This is a genomic window from Xanthomonas sp. F1 (genome assembly GCF_014199855.1).
The window spans coordinates 184678-201253 of sequence record NZ_JACHOK010000003.1 but is presented as its reverse complement, the minus strand read 5'-3'; the positions used below and the strand labels follow the sequence as shown (position 1 = coordinate 201253).

The following is a 16576-nucleotide window of genomic DNA, read 5'->3' as shown; positions in this document are numbered from 1 at the left end:
CAAGCTCCGTCTTCGTGTTTTTCTGTGGGAGCGTCAGCCGCGACCTGGCGTTTCCGATAAGGTGCGGCCGCGGCTGAAGCCGCACAATTCAGCCATGGTGACAACAAGTGCAAGAGCAAAGCTTTCGCCTTGCGGCGAGTTACTTTGATCAGCCTTCGGCTGCTGAGAAGCGCTTCTTTGCTTGTGCAAAGAAAAGTAACCAAAAGAAGCGCTTTACCACAGCCGAAGGCTGGTCAAGCACACCCTGCCTCGCGCCCTCCGCGCTAACGCGCTCCGGGTCCGCGTCCATCCCGGGGATCCGCGGAAGGGGCATCCTGCCCCTGCCGCGGACGGCGCACATCCCTGTGCGCCGCCCTTCGGGTGTTTCCCCGCGATGGCCGCCGCTTCGGAAGGGAACCCGGTAAGTCAAAAGCAAGGGCAACAGCCAAAGCCAAGCGACTGCGACTCCCAAAAGGACTCGCGGTGATCGGTGTCCGGGCGCGATGCGGGAGGGACTTTCGTCCCCTTTTGTGGGATCAGTCCCGACGGCTTCCGAGGTCCAATCGTCCGCCTACTCCGTTCGTCGTGGTTGCATGACAGTTGACTCCTGCCAGGGGCGAAGCGCGCCCCTGATCCCTGACCCTCACCGCTTGAGCACCGCCTGCGCCGGCTTGTGCTGCACGGTGAAATCGCTGTCGCGGGCGCCGCCGGCGTCCGGATCGGTGTACCAGCACCACAGCGCGATGCCGGCGATGCGCGGCTGCGCATCGAGCACCTCGCGCCACTCGCGCAGCACCTGCGCCTGCAAGGCGGTGTCGACCTCGGCGCTGCGCTGCTCCGGGCTTTCCCAGGGCGCGGCGAGGCTGCCGCGCGCCGAGCGCAGGCCCAGCTCGGCCACCCACACCGGGCGCCCACTGCGTTCGCCCAGCGCCTGCACCCGCGCCGCCGCCGCGCGCATCTGCGCTAGCCGTTGCTCGGGCGCGGCCGCCAGCGCCGGGTACAGGCTGGTACCGACGAAATCGAAACGCGCCCAATAGCCGAAGCGCTCGGCCTGCTCCAGGCCATCGGCGACATAGCCGATCGGGCCGCGATAGACCTGGCGCACCGCCGCCAGCAGCACCGGCCACTGCGGCGCGTCCTGCAACTGGCGCAATTCGGTGCCGACGATCAGCGCGCTGGCGCGCTCGTCGGCGGCGACCTTTGCGAGTTGCAGCAGCGCGCGCTGGTAGGCGGCGAACCAGGCGTCGCGATCGGCCGGCGCGGCCTCGCCGGCCCAGTGTCCGGGAATCCACAGATGCACCTTCAGTACCGGCTGCAGGCCGGCTGCGCGCATCTGCCGCAACCCGGCGCGGATCAGTGCCGGGCTGCTGTCGCTGCCCAGCACCGGCGCCGAGGACTGCGGTGTGGCCTGCCAGACGAAGGCGACCAGCAACGCGCGCGAGGCGCCAGCATCGGCCAGTTGCCGCAGCGACTGCTGCGCCGCCGCGCTGCCCCACGGCGCGTTGGGCGACACCTTGACGTTGGCGCCCATCCACGGCGGCGCCGGCGCCGCACTGCAGCCGCCGGCGCTCAGCGCCAGCAGCAGTGCGGCCAGCAATCTCACGGCAATCGGCGCCATACCCGGTAGATGCCCTGGTGGTAGACCAGACTGTAGCCCGGCAGGCCCTGCTGCCACAGCTGCGGGAAGCGCCGGTTGAGGCTGTCCAGGGCGCCGGTCTGGCTGGCCGGGTCGCTGACCACCACTTGCGCCGGCATCTGCCGCGGATCGACCAGCGCCTGCTTGAAGCGCGGGTCGAACGGCAGGATCAGTTGTTTGGCATCGCCGCGGGCGACGATCACCGGATAGCTGGCGCGGTCGTCGAGCAGGGTCGGCAGCCGTGCCTCGGCCAGCCACGTCCCCAGTTGCGCAGCGTCGGCGTGGCGCGGTGGCGCCGGCGCCTGCAGCGCGGCGATCCAGTCGCGGGTGGTGGAGGTGGCGGTGCGGGCGATCACCCAGCCGCTGGACACCGCCCCGGCCAGCAGCAGCGCCAGGCCCAGCCAGCGCAGGTTGCGGCGCAGGTCGCCCAGCACCAGCGCCACCGGCACCAGCAGCAGGGCCAGGAAGTCCAGCGGCTGCGCAGTGAACCGCGCCCAGGTGGCCAGCGTGCCGGCGCCGATCACCGTGGCGGTGGCGGCCAGCACACTGCGCCAGGTGTCGCTGTCGCGGGTGTGGCGCAGCAGCAGCAACAACGGCGCGCTGGCCACCCCGGCCAGCAGCAGCCACAGCGGCGGCCACCACGGCTGCGCCGCGGCCTGCTGCAGCCACGGCTGCAGCGCGGCCTGCGCATAGATGCCGCGGAAGGCGGAGTTGGCGTCGCGCACGAACAGCAGCGGATCGCCGAAGAACATGTAGTTGAGGTACATCCACGCCGCCACCGCGAACAGGAACGGCAGGTAGCACACCAGGTAGAAGGCCAGCGGCGCCTGCCGCATCAGGCGCGGCGGCGCGATCAGGAACAGCCACGGCGCCAGCGCCACCGCCAGGAAGCAGGCGCGTTCGTCGACGAAGAACAGCAGGCACAGGCTCGCGGCCAGGCGCAGGTAGGCGAAGGCTTCCGGATCGTCGCGGAAGTGGCGCAACGCGCGCGCGGCCACGTAGAACACCAGCAGGCCCAGGCCCTGGTTGTTGCCGGACAGCGTCGGCCACAGGAAGAACGGCTGGATCACCAGCCCGGCGCACAGCGCCCAGGCCCAGCCGCGGCCCAGGCCGGCGGCGATGTCGCGCCACAGCAGGGTCACCAGGGTCGCCCCAGCCAGCACGTCGACCAGGTACGGCAGCAGCGGCGTGGACAGGCCCGGCAGGCCGCCGATCAGCACGCCCAGGTACAGCGAGGCCTGCGCGTACAGGAACCCCAGGTACTCGATGCGGAAGCCGGCCGCATCGCGCAACAGCAGCAGCTTGGCGTACTGCGCCATCGCGTCGTCGCTCATGTAGCCGTGCGCGAGCAGCCGGTGGCACAGCAGCGCCAACAGCGCCGCGGTACACACGAACACCGCCGTGCCGCGCGCGCGCGGCGGCGCGTCAGTCGTCGAGCGCGGCGCGGCGCTCTTCGGCCATGTGCTTGCTGATGCCATGGGTGGTCTTTTCCCAGTAGAACGGGTTGCGGATGAGCTGCCACAGGCCCTTGTAGGCGGCGATGGACTGCAGCAGCCAGTACAGCGGCACGGTCAGCGCGTAGGGCGCCAGGCGGAAGTAGTCGCGCTTGAACGCCGCCACCAGGGTCATGTAGATCAAGAAGCCGTTGCCGAGCAGCAGATTGAGCAGGCTCAGGTACAGCAGCGCCGGCGGGAAGAACGGATCGAAGAACTTCGACCCGACCGCCAGCCACAGCCCGTAGCTCAGCCACATCAGCGGCGCGGCCAGCGCGGTGAAGAAGGTGCCGCCGACGAACAGCTGGAAGCCCCAGAACCCGCGCACGCCGGTGGAGCGGTACAGCTGCACCGGGTTGCGCATGTGCACCAGCCAGGTCTGCATGTAGCCCTTGAGCCAGCGCGAGCGCTGCCGGATCCAGTTGGGGATGCTGACGTTGGCTTCCTCGAACGTAGTCGAATTGACCACGCTGACCCGGTAGCCCTGCTGGGTCAGGCGCACGCCCAGGTCGGCGTCCTCGGTGACGTTGTACGGATCCCAGGCGTGGACCTTGCGCAGGATGTCCAGGCGGAAATGGTTGGACGTGCCGCCGAGCGGAATCGGGATGCGCAGGGTCTCCAGCGCCGGCAGGTAGAAGTCGAACCACAACGTGTATTCCAGCGTGAACATGCGCGTGAGCCAGTTCTCGTCGGCGTTGTAGTAGTTCAGCCGCGCCTGGATGCAGGCCACGTCGGCCGGCGACTTGCGGAACGCGGCGACCACGCGCTTGAGCTGGTCCGGCTCCGGCTTGTCCTCGGCGTCGTAGATGGTGAGCATCTGCCCGCGGGCGAAGCGCAGCGCGTAGTTGCACGCCTTGGGCTTGGTCTTGGGCTGCGACGGCGGCACCCGGATGATCTCGAAGAACGCCTCCAGGCCCAGCGCCTTGGCCGCCTCGATGGTCTCGGTGTCGTCGGCCTCCAGCACCAGCTTCACGTCCAGCTTGGAGGTGGGGTAGTCGAGCCGGCGCAGCGCGTTGGCCAGGATCGGCAGCACGTCCGGTTCCTTGTACATCGGCACCAGCACCGTGTAGACCGGCAGGTCCTCGTCGCCGAGCGCGGCCACTTCCTCGTCGCTGACCTTGATGTCGATGCGCCGCCGCGCGCCGCGCCAGGCCAGCACCAGCTTCAGCCCGAAGGTGGCCAGGAACGCCACCGCGATCAGCGTGTTCAGCGCGATCAGCGTATACAGCGGCCACAGTGCCAGGGCCGCGGCCAGTACCACGGTGAGCGCCACCAGGAACACCGACTGCGCGCGGGTGATCACCTGTCGCGCCGAATGCTCCGGCGCATGTTCGGCCAGCAGGTTCAGCGCGTCGTGGGTGAGCTGCGCGTCGGCGTGTTGCTGCAGGCTCCACACGATGTCGAACTTGGAGGTACCGACGAAGCGCACCTGCTCGCCGTAGGTGGCGCGCGCCCAGGCGAAGATCTCCGGTCCGGGATCGGCCACCGCCAGCACCAGCTGGCCGTCCTCCTGGCGCCACGGCAGCACCAGGCGCTGCGCGTAGTCGGCCAGCCGCTCCGGCTGGAACAGCGCCGGGTCGATCGGCTGCTTGAGCAGATTGACGAAGTGCAGCCCGAAGTGCTGCGCCAGGACCGTGTAGAAGCGCAGCGCCGCGACGCCGCGCTGGGCCAGCACCACGTCGCCCAGCCGCGAGCGCCAGCGCGCCTGCAGGGCCAGCGCGTTCTGCAGTTGCGGCGGGTCGATCACCCCCGCGGCGACCAGTGCCTCGCCGATCGGCGCCTGCAGGCCACCCTCGTTGGGCAGCCGCCCGAGCCGGCCGGGGACGCTCGCCTCGGCGGCGACGCTCTCGTGTTCGCCGGACACGGCTAGAACCGCCACCAGGCGGCGACGAACGGGCCGCCCGCGCCGCCGGTGTTGCGCCCGGCCACCGGCTGCTGGTAGCCGAGCTGCAGTTGCGTGCCGCCGGGCAGCGTGTACAGCACCGAGGCCTGCAGCTTGCTGAAATCGAAGTTGTTGCCGCGGATCGGCGTGTTGTCGCCGGGCGCGTAGATCCGGTTCGGCCCCTTGCCGTTGCCTAGGCTCTGGATCACGTTGAACTCGCCGATCAGCATCCAGCGCGGCGCCAGCGCCACGCCGCTGGACACGTCCAGCCGCGCCTCGTCGGAGGCGTCGCCGCCGCGCAGGCGCACCGCCGTGCCCAGATCGACATAGCCATCGTGCTCGCCCAGGCGATAGCCGCGGCCGACGCTGTAGCGCAGCTCGGCGCCGTAGTCGCCCTGGCCCAGCGCCGGCCGCTCGCCGTCGCGCTGGCGCGCGTAGCCGGGCACCAAGGCCAGCACCTGCAGCGCGCCCTGCCAGGGACCGTCGGCACCGTCCGGGTCGAGCCGGTAGCGCAGGCCGATCTCCTGGTCCGACCAACCGCTGCTGTGACGGTCGCCATAGCCGCTGTCGTTGCGGTAGCCGACCTTGCTGAAATAGAAGTTGCCGACCAGGGTCAGGTCCGAGGTCAGCGCGTATTCGCCGTAGAGATTGAGCTGGTCCTGGCGGCTGCGCCCGGCATCGGGGAAGTTGCCCGACTGGCCATGGCTGTCGAACACCGCGCCGCCATCGGTATGGCTGGCCTTGAGGATCACCAGCCCGTGGCCGGCGTCGTCGACCCAGGCGCTGGCGGCGCAGGGACCGGCCGCCAGCGCGAGCAGCGCCAGCGCCAGCCGCGCGCGGCGCGCAGGTGTGGCGCGGCCGGCAGCGGGCATGGGCACAGCGGACGCGCAGGCGCGCGCGTGGGCGCGCGGACGCACGCCGTCGAAATCATGCATGGATGAGTTCCTGGTGGGGTCCCCCGAACCGGAAAGCAGGCGCGGTCCAGGGGAGATCGGCGGAACACGCCGTTTGTTAAGTGACGTACTTCCCAATATAGCGAATTTATGTTGCCATGCCGCACGCGCGCGCATCGCGCCCGATTCCGTTCAGCCTGGGCGGCGCCAGCACAGCCGGGCGAAGGTGACCCAGGCATGCAGCCAGATCACCGCCCACACCGCCGCCTGCACCGGCCAGGCCCGGGTCGGCGCCTCGAACTTGCGGAAGTAGCGCCACAGCCCGCGGTGCTTGTGCCATTCGACGAACCACGGCCGCTTGCGGCTGGACACCCCGCGCACGTGCAGCACGCGCAGGCGGTTCAGCACCGCCACCGTGGCCCCGGCCTGGCGCACCCGGCGGCACAGGTCCAGGTCCTCGGCGTGCAGCCGGTAGCCGGCGTCCCAGCCGCCGATGCGCACGAACAGCCTGCGCGGCAACAGCATCAGCGCGCCGGACAGCGCCGGCACCGGCTGCAGCGGCTGCGCCGGGTCGGCGGCCAGCGCCAGCCGCGAGCCGGCCAGCGGATGCCGCAGCATCGCCGCGAAGTCGGGATCGCGGCGGCGGACCGCGGCGTCGGCACGGCCGTGTTCGTCGACCTGCTCCACGCCCAGCAGCGCCTCGCCGAGCGCGGCGGCCTGCGCGCGCAGCTGCGCCAGGGTATCGGGCTCGACCATCAGGTCGGGATTGACGAAGGCCAGCCACGGCGCGTCGCTGGCCGCGGCGCCCTGGTTGCAGGCGGTGGCGAAGCCGGGGTTGTCGGGGTTGGCGATGAAGCGCACCCGCGCATCGTCCAGCGCATGCCGCTGCACCACTGCCAGGGTGTCGTCGCGCGAGGCGTTGTCGACCACCCGGATCTGCGCCACCTCGGCCGCCGCGCGCAACCGCTGCAGACAGGCATCGATGGTGCTGCCGCTCTCGTAGGTCACCACCACCACGGCTATCTGCTGTTCGCTCATCCGCCGATTATCCCGTATGTGTCCCGCATGCGCCGCCCGCCACGCGCACGGCAGACACGGTGGGCATGGCGGCGGCGGCGATTGCCGCGCATACTCTGCGCCCCGTGCGTTGCGCGGCCGCTCGCGGCCCCGTGCGTGCGGGAGACGGAGCGATCCGTGTCCTCTCCTTCGCCCAGTGCAGATGCCGGTCAGCGTTGTTTCCTGTCCCAGGCTGCCGCCCCACCCCGCAGACCGCGCGCGCCGCCTGAGCCCGCGCGCATGCCGAGACGCCGGCGGCGCCACCGTCCCCGCTCCCGATCGTGCGACCGGGCCCTGCCCCAGGCCTCCCCGCCCCTGGTCTAGACCAAAACCGCGCGAAAGCCGCGCGGCGCATGGCGCCCCCGGGCGGCGGCCGCCGACATGCCGCGCCGGATCGTGGCTGCCCAGCGAGGCGCGCGCATGAGCGTCCACCACCAGATGCACGGCATGGGCACGCAGACCGTGGCCGCCGACTGGCCGCCCCTGTCCGACGGCGAGGTGGAGGCGGTGCTGCAGCAGTACCCCTTGCCCGGCCGCCTGCGCGCCCTGCGCTGGCACAGCCCGCGCCCGTTCTCCGCGGCGGCAGAGGTCGAGACCGCCGCCGGCACCCTGTTCGTCAAGCGTCACCACCGCCACGTGCGCGACCTGCACGCGCTGGGCGAGGAACACGCCTTCATCGCCCACCTGCGCGCGCACGGCGTGCCGGTGCCGGAAGTGCTGCGCGATGGCGACGGCGCCAGCGCGGTGCGGCGCGGCCACTGGACCTACGAAGTGATGCGCGCCGGCGACGGCGAGGACCGCTACCGCGAGGCGATGTCGTGGACGCCGTTCGCCGATACCGCCCATGCCACCGCCGCCGGCCGCGCGTTGGCGGCGCTGCACCGCGCCGCCGCCGGCTACGCTGCACCGCCGCGCAGCGCCACCGTGCTGGTCGCCAATCTGCGTCTGTTCGCCCAGCCGCAGCCGTTGCAGGCGCTGGAACAGGACCTGGCACGGCGCCCGGCGCTGGCCGCGTGGCTGCAGCAGCGCGATTGGCGGAGCGACCTGCGCGCGCACCTGCTGCGCTGGCACGCGCAGGCCTGGCCGCTGTTGCAGACACCGCCGCCGGCGCTGTGGACGCACGGCGACTGGCACGCGTCCAATCTGCTGTGGCGTGGTCACGGCGCCGCCAGCACGGTCAGCGCGGTGTTCGATTTCGGCCTGGCCGATCGGACCTTCGCCCTGTTCGACCTGGCCACCGCGATCGAACGCAACCTGATCCCGTGGCTGCAGTTGGACGACGGCGGCAGCGCGGCCGCCGATCTCGACCAGCTCGACGCGCTGCTGCACGGCTACGCCACGCTGTTGCCGCTGGACGCAGCGCAACTGCGCCTGCTGAGCGCACTACTGCCACTGGTGCATGCCGATTTCGCGCTCAGCGAGATCGAGTACTTCGCCGGCATCACCGGCTCGGACGCGCACGCCGAGATCGCCTACCGCCGCTACCTGCTCGGCCACGCCGCCTGGTTTGGCGAGGGCGAGGGCCAGCGCCTGCTGCGGCATCTGCAGCGGCATCTGCAGCGGCACGCCGCTGCTGTGCCATGAACCGCCGCATCCACACCGACACGCCCGCAGTCACACCTGCCGTTCGCGCACCGCGCGGCGATGCCGCTTCTTTCTTTCGTTTCGTTTCCCCGAGGTCGTTCCGTATGCTTCCCACCCGCCGCTTCCCCGCCCCGCACGCCCTCGCCCTGGCCCTGTCCATCGCCCTGCCGCTGCCGGCCCTGGCCGCCGACGCTGCGCCGGCGCCCGCCGCGACGCAGACCCCGGTCGAACTGGACGCGGTCAACGTGCAGGGCCGCCAGCCGCAGAACCGCAGCAGCCTGAGCGGCTATGGCGATGCACCGCTGCTGGACACGCCGATGGCGATCGACACCATCGACCGCAGCCAATTGTCCGACCGCCAGGTGCGCGTGCTCAGCGAGGTACTGCGCGCGGACGCCGCGGTGGGCGACAGCTACGCGCCGATCGGCTACTACGAGAACTTCCTGGTGCGCGGCTATTTGCTCGATGCGGCCAACAGCTACCGCATCAACGGCCTGACCATCGCCGGCGAACAGAACGTGGCGCTGGAGAACAAGGAGCAGGTGCAGGTGCTCAAGGGCCTGTCCGGGGTGCTGTCGGGCATCACCACCCCGGCCGGGGTGATCGACTACCAGACCAAGCGCCCACAGCACGTGCGCAGCCTGGTGCTGAGCGGCGATGACGACGGCAGCCGCGGCGCGGCGGTGGACCTGGGCGACTGGTTCGGCAGCGAGCGCCAGTTCGGCCTGCGCGTGAACGCCGCACACGAGACCCTGCGCAGCTATGTCGATCACGCCGACGGCCACCGCAACTTCCTGTCGCTGGCCGCGGACTGGAAGATCGATCCGCAATCGACCCTGCAACTGGACGTGGAATACCAGGACCGCCAGCAGCGCTCGGTGCCGGGCTACCAGCTGCTCGGCGGCACGCAGTTGCCGAGCGGGGTGTCCGTGCATCGCCTGCTCGCCTACCAGCCGTGGTCCAAGCCGGTCGGCATCGAGGCGCTGAACGCGCAGATGCGCTACGAGTACCGCTTCAGCGACGCCTGGAATGTGCATGTGGCCGCGTCGCACAGCCGCGCACTGATCGACGATTACTCCAGCTTCGCCTGGGGCTGCTACGGCGCCGCCAGCTGCGCCGGCGATGCGGTGCCCAACCACTTCAGCCGCGAAGGTGACTACGACATCTACGACTACCGCAGCCCTGCCGACAGCCGCCGCAACGACGAACTGCAGGCGATCACCAGTGGCAGCGCCAGCACCGGCGTGCTGCAGCACCAATTCCAGGTCGGAGTCGACTACCTCCATCGCACCATCGACCGGCACGGCTCGATCAACGAAATGATCGGCAGCGGCAACATCGACGCCGATCCGCCGCTGCTCGCGCCGGCCGACGCCGTGCTCGGCCCCAAGCACCGGCGCCTGGACAGCGAACAGACCTCGCTGCTGGCCAACGACCGCATCGGCATCGGCGATGCCTGGCAGCTGCTGCTGGGCGCACGCCAGGTGCGCTACGACGAACGTACCTGGGACCGCGACGGCACCCTGACCCGGCGCACGCGCCGCTCGGTGTTTCTGCCGCAGGCGGCGCTGCTGTTCAAGCTGCAGCCGTCGCTGTCGCTGTACGCCAGCTTCGCCAAGGGCCTGGCCCCGGGCGGCACCGCGCCGTGGTTCGCCAGCAATGCCGACAACATCCTCGCCCCCACCAGCGCCTACCAGCGCGAGGCCGGCATGAAGTACGAGCGCGATGGCGTGACCCTGGGCGCGGCGGTGTTCGACATGCGCCAGGCGAACCAGTTCGCGCAGCCGCAGGCCGACGGCAGTTTCCTGTTCGTGCAGCAGGGACGCCTGCACAACCGAGGCATCGAACTCTCCGCCGCCGGCACGCTGGGCGCCGGGCTGCACGTGCAGGCCAGCGTCGCCGGCATCCGCGCGCGCGCCGAGGACACCGGCACGCCGGGCGACGAAGGCCACCAGGCACTGAACGTGCCACGGCTGCGCGCCAGCGCCCAGGCCACCTGGGACGTGCCCGGCGTGAGCGGCCTGGCGCTGCTGGGCGGCGCACAGTACAGCGGCGCCAAGTACGCCGACCGCAGCGGCCAGGTCGCCGTCGGCGGCTACAGCGTCTACACCCTGGGCGCCCGCTACGCCACCCGACTGGGCACGGTGCCGACCACGCTGCGGCTGAGCGTGGACAACCTCACCGACAAGCGCTACTGGCGCGACGTCGGCGCCTACGAAGGCGACGACTATCTGTTCCTCGGCGCGCCGCGGACCGCGCGGCTGGCGTTGCAGTTCGATTTTTGAGGAGCTGGGAATGGGGAATCGGGATTCGGGATTGGTAAAAGCCAAAAGCGGAACATGGCGCGTCACCTGTGTAGGAGCGGCTTCAGCCGCGACGCGCTATTGCCGACGGGTTGCGGCTGATTCCCACAGACGAGCGCTGCTCCTTCAAGGAACACTGTCTTCTTCGCTTGCAAAAACGCCTGACCCTGTTCTCCGGACCCACCATGGCTTCATCCACTCGTGCCCCCTCTCGAACACCAGCCGCGCCGATGACCACTGTGGCAATCAACTGTCATGCAGCCGAAACGCGCGAAGTGGCGTGCTTTCCGATGCCGCAATGCGTCGGGACTGAAGTCCCTCCCACAGTGCACCCGGCAGACTCGCCGCGAGCCCCTGTGGGAGCGGCTTCAGCCGCGACGGGCTTTCCCGGTGATGCCTGTCGCGGCTGAAGCCGCTCCTACAAAAAAGCGCGCAATGCTGCGCACTCGCGAACCGTCCCATCCCGAATCCCCACTCCCCAATCCCGGCCTCCCCACCATGTCTCCTCTCGAACTGCTCGCCGTGTTGGTCAACGTCCTGGGTGTGTGGCTGACCGCGCGGCGGGTGCGCTGGTGCTGGCCGGTCAACGTGGTGGCGGTGTTGCTGTACGCGTGGCTGTTCTATCAGTGGAAGCTGTACTCGGACATGCTGCTGCAAGGCCTATACGTGGTCCTGCAGGGCTATGGCTGGTGGCGCTGGAGCAAAGGACTGGGCGACGACGGCAAGGTTCAGGTCGGGCCGCTGCCGTGGGGCGAAGGCGTACGCTCGCTGCTCGCCGGTGCCGCCGGCGCGGTGCTGCTGGGCTGGTGGATGCACCGGCACACCGATGCGGCGTTGCCGTGGCTGGACGCGGCGCTGTCGGCCTTCAGCGTGGTCGCCAGCGTCTGGGCCGCGCGCAAGCGCATCGCCAACTGGGTCCTGTGGATCGTGCTGGACTGCGTCTACGTCGGCGTGTTCGTGTACAAGGGGCTGTACCCCACCGCGGCGCTGTACGCCGGATTCGTGGCGTTGGCGGTGTACGGACTGCGGCTGTGGCAGGCCGACCTGCGCCGTGCGCGATCCGTCAGCTGACATGCCAGTCTCTCTTTGCTGACTGGAGGCGCAGCGCGCCGTCGTCAGCTTGATGCGAACGGCGCGCAGGAGCCGCGCAGACATCACGCGACCATCAGAGACCACGCGTCGTCCGCATGCCTGCCGGCAGCGTAGTCTTGTCAGCCACGCTTCGCCACGCCCTGGACTTCGCATGAGCTTCGCCACCGCCGCCGGCTTCGGCCAACGCATCGCCGATGCGCTGCTGGCACGCATCGCCGCCGGCGAATGGCGCGCCGACCAGCGCCTGCCGGTGGAGCGCGAACTCGCCGCGTTGTTCGGCTGCACCCGCATCACCTTGCGCGAGGCCCTGCAACAACTCGAATCGGACGGGCACATCTACCGCGAGAACCGCCGCGGCTGGTTCGTCAGTGCACCGCGGGTGCGCCACGACCCCAACAGCATCGCCGGCTTCATGCAGTACGTGGCCGCACAGGGCGGCGTGCCGCGCACCGAACTGCTCGCCGCGCAGCGGCAGCCGGCCGGCCCGGCGCTCGCCCGGCACCTGCACCTGGACGATCCGGATGCCGAGGTGTTCGTGCTGCGGCGCCGGCGCTGGATCGGGCGGCGCGCGGTGCTGCTGGAAACCAATGCGATCCTGGCCGCGTGGGCGCCACGCCTGCTCGACCACGACCTGGCCGGCTCGCTGAGCGCCGTGCTGACCCAACGCCTGGGATTGCGACAGGCGCGCAGCCGGCTGTCGATGTATCCAGCCACGCTCGATGCCGAGCAGGCCGTGCTGCTGCAATCCACCGCCGGCACGCCCTGTTTCCGCCTGCAACGCGTCAGCTACGATCCCGATGGACGTGCCGTGGAATTCGACATCGAATCCTGGCGCCACGACGTGCTGGAAGTGTCGGTAGATGTCTACGCGCCACCGGAGTGAGTCTGGCCTTGTTCGCTATCGCGACACGAGGCGGAGACGCAGCGGGCCGCACCCGCTCCTACCCAGGACCCAGCAGCGACGCCGCTGGGTCTGATCGCGATATCAGCCGTGACGGGCTGCCACGCCAGCCGAGGGGTCGGGGAGCAACGCACAAACAACCCTAGAACAGGCGCACGTCGGCAATTTCCGCCTCACCACCAGAACCATAGACGATGGTTGCCTTTGCCGATGGCGTAGTCGCCCCGCCCCTTCGCAATGCCGGCGATGCCTTCCCGCAGCGCCGCAAGCCATCCCGAGCCGATCTCAAGTGCAGCCGGCTCCGCGTCTACGGGAAAAGACCAGTGATCGTCGGTCGTGGACAGCGTGAGGCGCAGCTTCTCCGGCGCCACCCAAGCGGCAAGACCCCGCCGATTGTTCGGCACGCCCAGTTCGGCCTTGCTGGGTGCAGTGATGAGAAGCGTGCGGGAACCGACGCCGTCGGCAGCCAATGCGTCCAGCAACGTCAGCAGTGACTGGCATCCAGCCGAATCTGCGTTGAGATGCCAGCCGGGATAATTGCGCTCGTTCTCCAGATAGCGCCATAGCGAGATGCGGCCGGATTGGGTCCAGCGATGCGCGAGTTGCAGGTCGGGGGACGACGCACTAGGCATCGAACAACGCACGTTGCGGATCCGGTGGCGGCAGCGTGTCGTACAGGCGCTGCAACTCCTCGCGGCAGGCGCGCAGCGGATCGTGCATCAGGAACCCGGCCAGGCGCGCGTGCCAGGCCGGCCAGCGCGTGGCCAGCGCGTCCATGTCGCCGTCGGCGGCGCGGCCTTCGCCGCTGCACGCGACATGCGCGGTCTCGCACAGCACGTTGCGCCAGCCGAGCCCGGCCATGCGTAGCGACAGGTCGGTCAGCGCCGCATACCAGGAGCCGTAGCTGCTGGCATCCAGCCCGCCGGCGCGCTGCCGCGCCACCCCGCGCAGGATCACCGCATGGCACACCGCCGACGGCAGTTCCGGATGCAGCGGCGGCAGCGCCGCGCACGCCCGTGCCAGGCGCTCGGGGTCCTCGGGCAGCGGGTTGATCTCGCCCAGCCGCGGCCACGCGCAGGCTTCGCCGGCATTGCTCCACGGCGTGGCGCTGGCGATGGCCGCATCCCGCGCCAGGCAAGCGCTCAACTGCAGCAACCAGCCCGGCCCGGGCTGCGCATCGGCGGCCAGCACCGCCACGTCGGCGTCGCCGCAGGCACGCAGCATCTCGTCCACATGCGCGACCTCGCCGAGCATGCGCGGCCGCCGCGTGTAGTCGGCCTGCAGGCGCGTGCGCGCCAGCCAGGCCTCGATCACCCGGATGCCGCGCGGGCCGGCCTGTGCATCGTCCGCCAGCCACACGCGGGTGCCGGCCGGGGTGTTCGCTTCCAACGCGCCCAGGCAGGCGTCCAGCGCGACGTCGTCGACGCCGACCGCCAGCAGCACGATGGGCAGGCTCACCCGCTTACTTCTTGCCGCGTGCCGGCAGCGGCTCCATGGCCTTGAACTTCTGCCCGTACTCGTCGGTGAGATTGCGCGCTTCCTGCGGGTTGCGCACGATCGATGGCGTGATCAGCACGATCACTTCCTGCCGGGTCTTGTCCTGGGTCTTCTGCCCGAACAGCGCGCCGACCACCGGCAGCTTGCTCAGGTACGGCACACCGTTGCTGCCGTCGGTGGTGCTGTCGCTGATCAGGCCGGCCAGCATGATCGTGTCGCCGCTCTGCACCGCCGCCTCGGTCTTGACCCGGCGGGTGTTGATCGGCACGTTGCAGGCGGTGCTGGTGCCGGCGTTGGTGCTGCAGTTGGTCGGCGCCGCGCCGGGCGAGCTGACTTCCTGCACGATGTCCAGGAACACCATGCCGTCCTTGGTCACGCGCGGACGCACCTTCAGGATCACGCCGGTATCGATGTAGTTCACCGACGAGTAGGTGGTGCCGGTGCCCAGACCGGTGTCGACGCTGACCGAATTGATCGGGATGCGCGTGCCCACGTTGAGCGTGGCTTCGGCGTTGTTGCGCACGAACACCGACGGCGTCTGCAGCAGCTTGACGTCGGTGACCTTGTCCAGCGCAGTGATCACCGCCGCGGCGTTCCTGCCGAGGAAGGTCCAGCCCAACCCGCTGCTGCCGGTGATGGCACCGGCGATATCGCCCCAGATCTTGCGACCCGCCGCGCTAGGCAAATTGGCGCCACCGCCGCTGAAGCCGATATTGTTGGCAGTGGACGATGCATTCACCGCCTGCTCGAAGTACCAGTTGACGCCGTACTGCAAATCGCCGCTCAGATTGACCTCCGCCACCTGCGCCTCGATATGCACCTGCATCGGCATCACGTCGAGCTTCTCGACCACGTCGCGGATCGAACGCCAGGCCTGCGGGGTGGAGCGCACCAGCAAGGTGTTGGTTTCCTCCACCGCCGACACGCCGACCTTGTCGCCCTGCACTTCCAGGGTCACGCTGCCGTTGCCGGACGTGCGCGGGGACAGTTGCAGGCTGCCATTGCCGAGGCCGCCGCTGCTGCTGCCGGAAGAACTGCTGCCGCCCGACAGGCTGTCGCTGCTGCCCAGGCTGCCACCGGAGCTGCCGCCACCCAGGCTGCTGTCGCTACCGTTGAAGCCGCCCAGGCCGCCACCGTTCAACTGGCTCATCTGCGAGCCCGGCATCAGCGAGGCGTTGGAGTCGCCGCGGTTGCCGCCGCCGGCGCCGAACACTTCGGCCAGACGATCGGCCAGGTCCTTGGCCTTGATGTACTTGAGTTCGTAGGAGAACAGCCGCGCGCCGCCGCCGGCGCTGTCGATGCGGTCCAGCCACTCCTGGATCTGGTCCAGGTAGCGCGCCTGCGGGGTGATCACCAGCACCGCGTTGGCGTTCTCCAGCGGCATGAAGCGGAACATGCCGGCGCTGGGGGTCTTGCTGTTCTCGCCGAACACCTTCTCCAGGTCGGCCGCCACCTGCTCGGCCTTGCCCGACTGGATCGGGAACACGCCCACCGACATGCCCGACAGCCAGTCGACGTCGAAGATCTGCACGGTGCGCAGGTAGTTCTCCAACTCGGCGCGGGTGCCGCCCAGGGTGATGACGTTGCGCGAGCCGTCGATGCCGACGATGGCGTTCGGCCGCGCGTACGGCTCCAGCACCTTCTTCATCTCGCTGGCGGAGATGTACTTCAGCGGCACCACGCGCACTTCGAAGCCGCGCGCGTTGGCCGGCGAGGCGGTGCTCGGCGCCACCGTGCCGGCCAGGGCCTGGTCGGCGGGGACGATGTTGTAGCGGCCGCCGCTGTAGACCATGCGCGCGTTGTTCCAGCCCAGCACCATCTCCAGCAGGTTCAGCGCCTGCGCCGGCGACACCGGCTTGGGCGTGGCCAGGGTGACCGTGCCCTGCACGCCCGGCGCGATCACGTAGTTCTGCCCGAGCATGTCGCCGAGGATGGCCTTGACCACCGCCTGCAGCGATTCGCCCTCGAAGTTGAAGGTGGCGCTGCCGCTACTGGCGTTGCCCAGCGACGGTGCCGGCGCGGCGGCGGCCGCAGAATTGATCATGGTGCCGCTGCCGCGGCGGATCACCGGGGTGGCGCGCTCGGGCAAGGCGTTGGGATCGGCCGGGCCGCCCTGGCCGTCGGTCTGGGTGCTGCCGGCCGCGCCGACCTGGGGATTGATCGCGGCGCCGCGGCGGACGTCCGGCGAGGGCGTGGTGGCGCAGCCGGCCACCAGGCCGATGGCGAGGAACAGGGAAAACAGACGCGGCGTCATGCGATC

Annotated in this window: 12 protein-coding genes; 4 read left to right on the top strand and 8 right to left on the bottom strand. The window is 70.1% G+C overall.

Annotated elements, in window-relative coordinates; translation table 11 throughout:
- Positions 1-622: 622 nt before the first annotated feature.
- The 5 genes from GGR71_RS09760 to GGR71_RS09740 all read right to left on the bottom strand — a co-directional run bounded on the left by GGR71_RS09760 (position 623) and on the right by GGR71_RS09740 (position 6921).
- Positions 623-1597, bottom strand: coding sequence for a glycoside hydrolase family 113 (locus tag GGR71_RS09760; protein WP_202404725.1), 975 nt, complete (start codon positions 1595-1597; stop codon positions 623-625).
- Positions 1579-3093: a hypothetical protein gene (locus GGR71_RS09755; protein ID WP_160957482.1), complete on the bottom strand. Its 1515-nt coding sequence runs from the start codon at positions 3091-3093 to the stop codon at positions 1579-1581. Before GGR71_RS09755 ends, GGR71_RS09760 begins: the two co-directional genes overlap by 19 nt.
- Complete coding sequence (locus GGR71_RS09750; protein WP_160957567.1) at positions 3041-4972, bottom strand: glycosyltransferase family 2 protein; 1932 nt, start codon at positions 4970-4972, stop codon at positions 3041-3043. The genes GGR71_RS09755 and GGR71_RS09750 overlap by 53 nt, the downstream gene beginning before the upstream one ends.
- A gap of 2 nt (positions 4973-4974) precedes the next feature.
- Positions 4975-5925 (bottom strand): hypothetical protein, encoded by a 951-nt coding sequence (locus tag GGR71_RS09745; protein WP_160957483.1) that lies wholly within the window; start codon positions 5923-5925, stop codon positions 4975-4977.
- A gap of 150 nt (positions 5926-6075) precedes the next feature.
- Positions 6076-6921: a glycosyltransferase family 2 protein gene (locus GGR71_RS09740; protein ID WP_160957484.1), complete on the bottom strand. Its 846-nt coding sequence runs from the start codon at positions 6919-6921 to the stop codon at positions 6076-6078.
- 438 nt (positions 6922-7359) lie between these two features.
- Here GGR71_RS09740 and GGR71_RS09735 point away from each other — a divergent pair, with 438 nt between their 5' ends.
- The 4 genes from GGR71_RS09735 to GGR71_RS09720 all read left to right on the top strand — a co-directional run bounded on the left by GGR71_RS09735 (position 7360) and on the right by GGR71_RS09720 (position 12801).
- Complete coding sequence (locus GGR71_RS09735) at positions 7360-8523, top strand: phosphotransferase enzyme family protein (RefSeq protein WP_160957485.1); 1164 nt, start codon at positions 7360-7362, stop codon at positions 8521-8523.
- 104 nt (positions 8524-8627) lie between these two features.
- The gene (locus GGR71_RS09730) at positions 8628-10808 is read left to right on the top strand and encodes a TonB-dependent siderophore receptor (protein WP_160957486.1); all 2181 of its coding nucleotides are present in this window, start codon (positions 8628-8630) and stop codon (positions 10806-10808) included.
- Positions 10809-11324: 516 nt separating this feature from the next.
- A complete protein-coding gene (gene pnuC, locus GGR71_RS09725) occupies positions 11325-11897 on the top strand; it encodes a nicotinamide riboside transporter PnuC (protein WP_160957487.1) in 573 nt (190 codons plus the stop codon).
- Between the two features lie 172 nt (positions 11898-12069).
- A complete protein-coding gene (locus GGR71_RS09720; RefSeq protein ID WP_160957488.1) occupies positions 12070-12801 on the top strand; it encodes a UTRA domain-containing protein in 732 nt (243 codons plus the stop codon).
- 191 nt (positions 12802-12992) lie between these two features.
- On the opposite strand, the gene GGR71_RS09715 is transcribed toward GGR71_RS09720, so the two are convergent.
- From GGR71_RS09715 to gspD, 3 genes are read right to left on the bottom strand one after another with little or no spacing between them, the layout of a single operon-like run.
- On the bottom strand, positions 12993-13451 hold the full coding sequence (locus tag GGR71_RS09715) for a hypothetical protein (protein ID WP_160957489.1): 459 nt from the start codon (positions 13449-13451) through the stop codon (positions 12993-12995).
- Positions 13444-14277, bottom strand: coding sequence for a glycosyltransferase (locus GGR71_RS09710; protein WP_160957490.1), 834 nt, complete (start codon positions 14275-14277; stop codon positions 13444-13446). The genes GGR71_RS09715 and GGR71_RS09710 overlap by 8 nt, the downstream gene beginning before the upstream one ends.
- A 4-nt stretch (positions 14278-14281) precedes the next feature.
- The gene (gene gspD, locus GGR71_RS09705) at positions 14282-16570 is read right to left on the bottom strand and encodes a type II secretion system secretin GspD (protein WP_160957491.1); all 2289 of its coding nucleotides are present in this window, start codon (positions 16568-16570) and stop codon (positions 14282-14284) included.
- Positions 16571-16576 lie beyond the last annotated feature (6 nt).

Excerpts from the sequence above, each read along its gene's own strand:
- GGR71_RS09760 (WP_202404725.1), bottom strand. The coding sequence starts at position 1,597 with ATGGCGCCGATTGCCGTGAGATTGCTGGCCGCACTGCTGCTGGCGCTG.
- GGR71_RS09755 (WP_160957482.1), bottom strand. The coding sequence starts at position 3,093 with ATGGCATCAGCAAGCACATGGCCGAAGAGCGCCGCGCCGCGCTCGACG.
- GGR71_RS09735 (WP_160957485.1), top strand. The coding sequence starts at position 7,360 with ATGAGCGTCCACCACCAGATGCACGGCATGGGCACGCAGACCGTGGCC.
- GGR71_RS09720 (WP_160957488.1), top strand. The coding sequence starts at position 12,070 with ATGAGCTTCGCCACCGCCGCCGGCTTCGGCCAACGCATCGCCGATGCG.
- GGR71_RS09745 (WP_160957483.1), bottom strand. The coding sequence starts at position 5,925 with ATGCATGATTTCGACGGCGTGCGTCCGCGCGCCCACGCGCGCGCCTGC.
- GGR71_RS09730 (WP_160957486.1), top strand. The coding sequence starts at position 8,628 with ATGCTTCCCACCCGCCGCTTCCCCGCCCCGCACGCCCTCGCCCTGGCC.
- GGR71_RS09715 (WP_160957489.1), bottom strand. The coding sequence starts at position 13,451 with ATGCCTAGTGCGTCGTCCCCCGACCTGCAACTCGCGCATCGCTGGACC.
- pnuC (WP_160957487.1), top strand. The coding sequence starts at position 11,325 with ATGTCTCCTCTCGAACTGCTCGCCGTGTTGGTCAACGTCCTGGGTGTG.
- gspD (WP_160957491.1), bottom strand. The coding sequence starts at position 16,570 with ATGACGCCGCGTCTGTTTTCCCTGTTCCTCGCCATCGGCCTGGTGGCC.
- GGR71_RS09740 (WP_160957484.1), bottom strand. The coding sequence starts at position 6,921 with ATGAGCGAACAGCAGATAGCCGTGGTGGTGGTGACCTACGAGAGCGGC.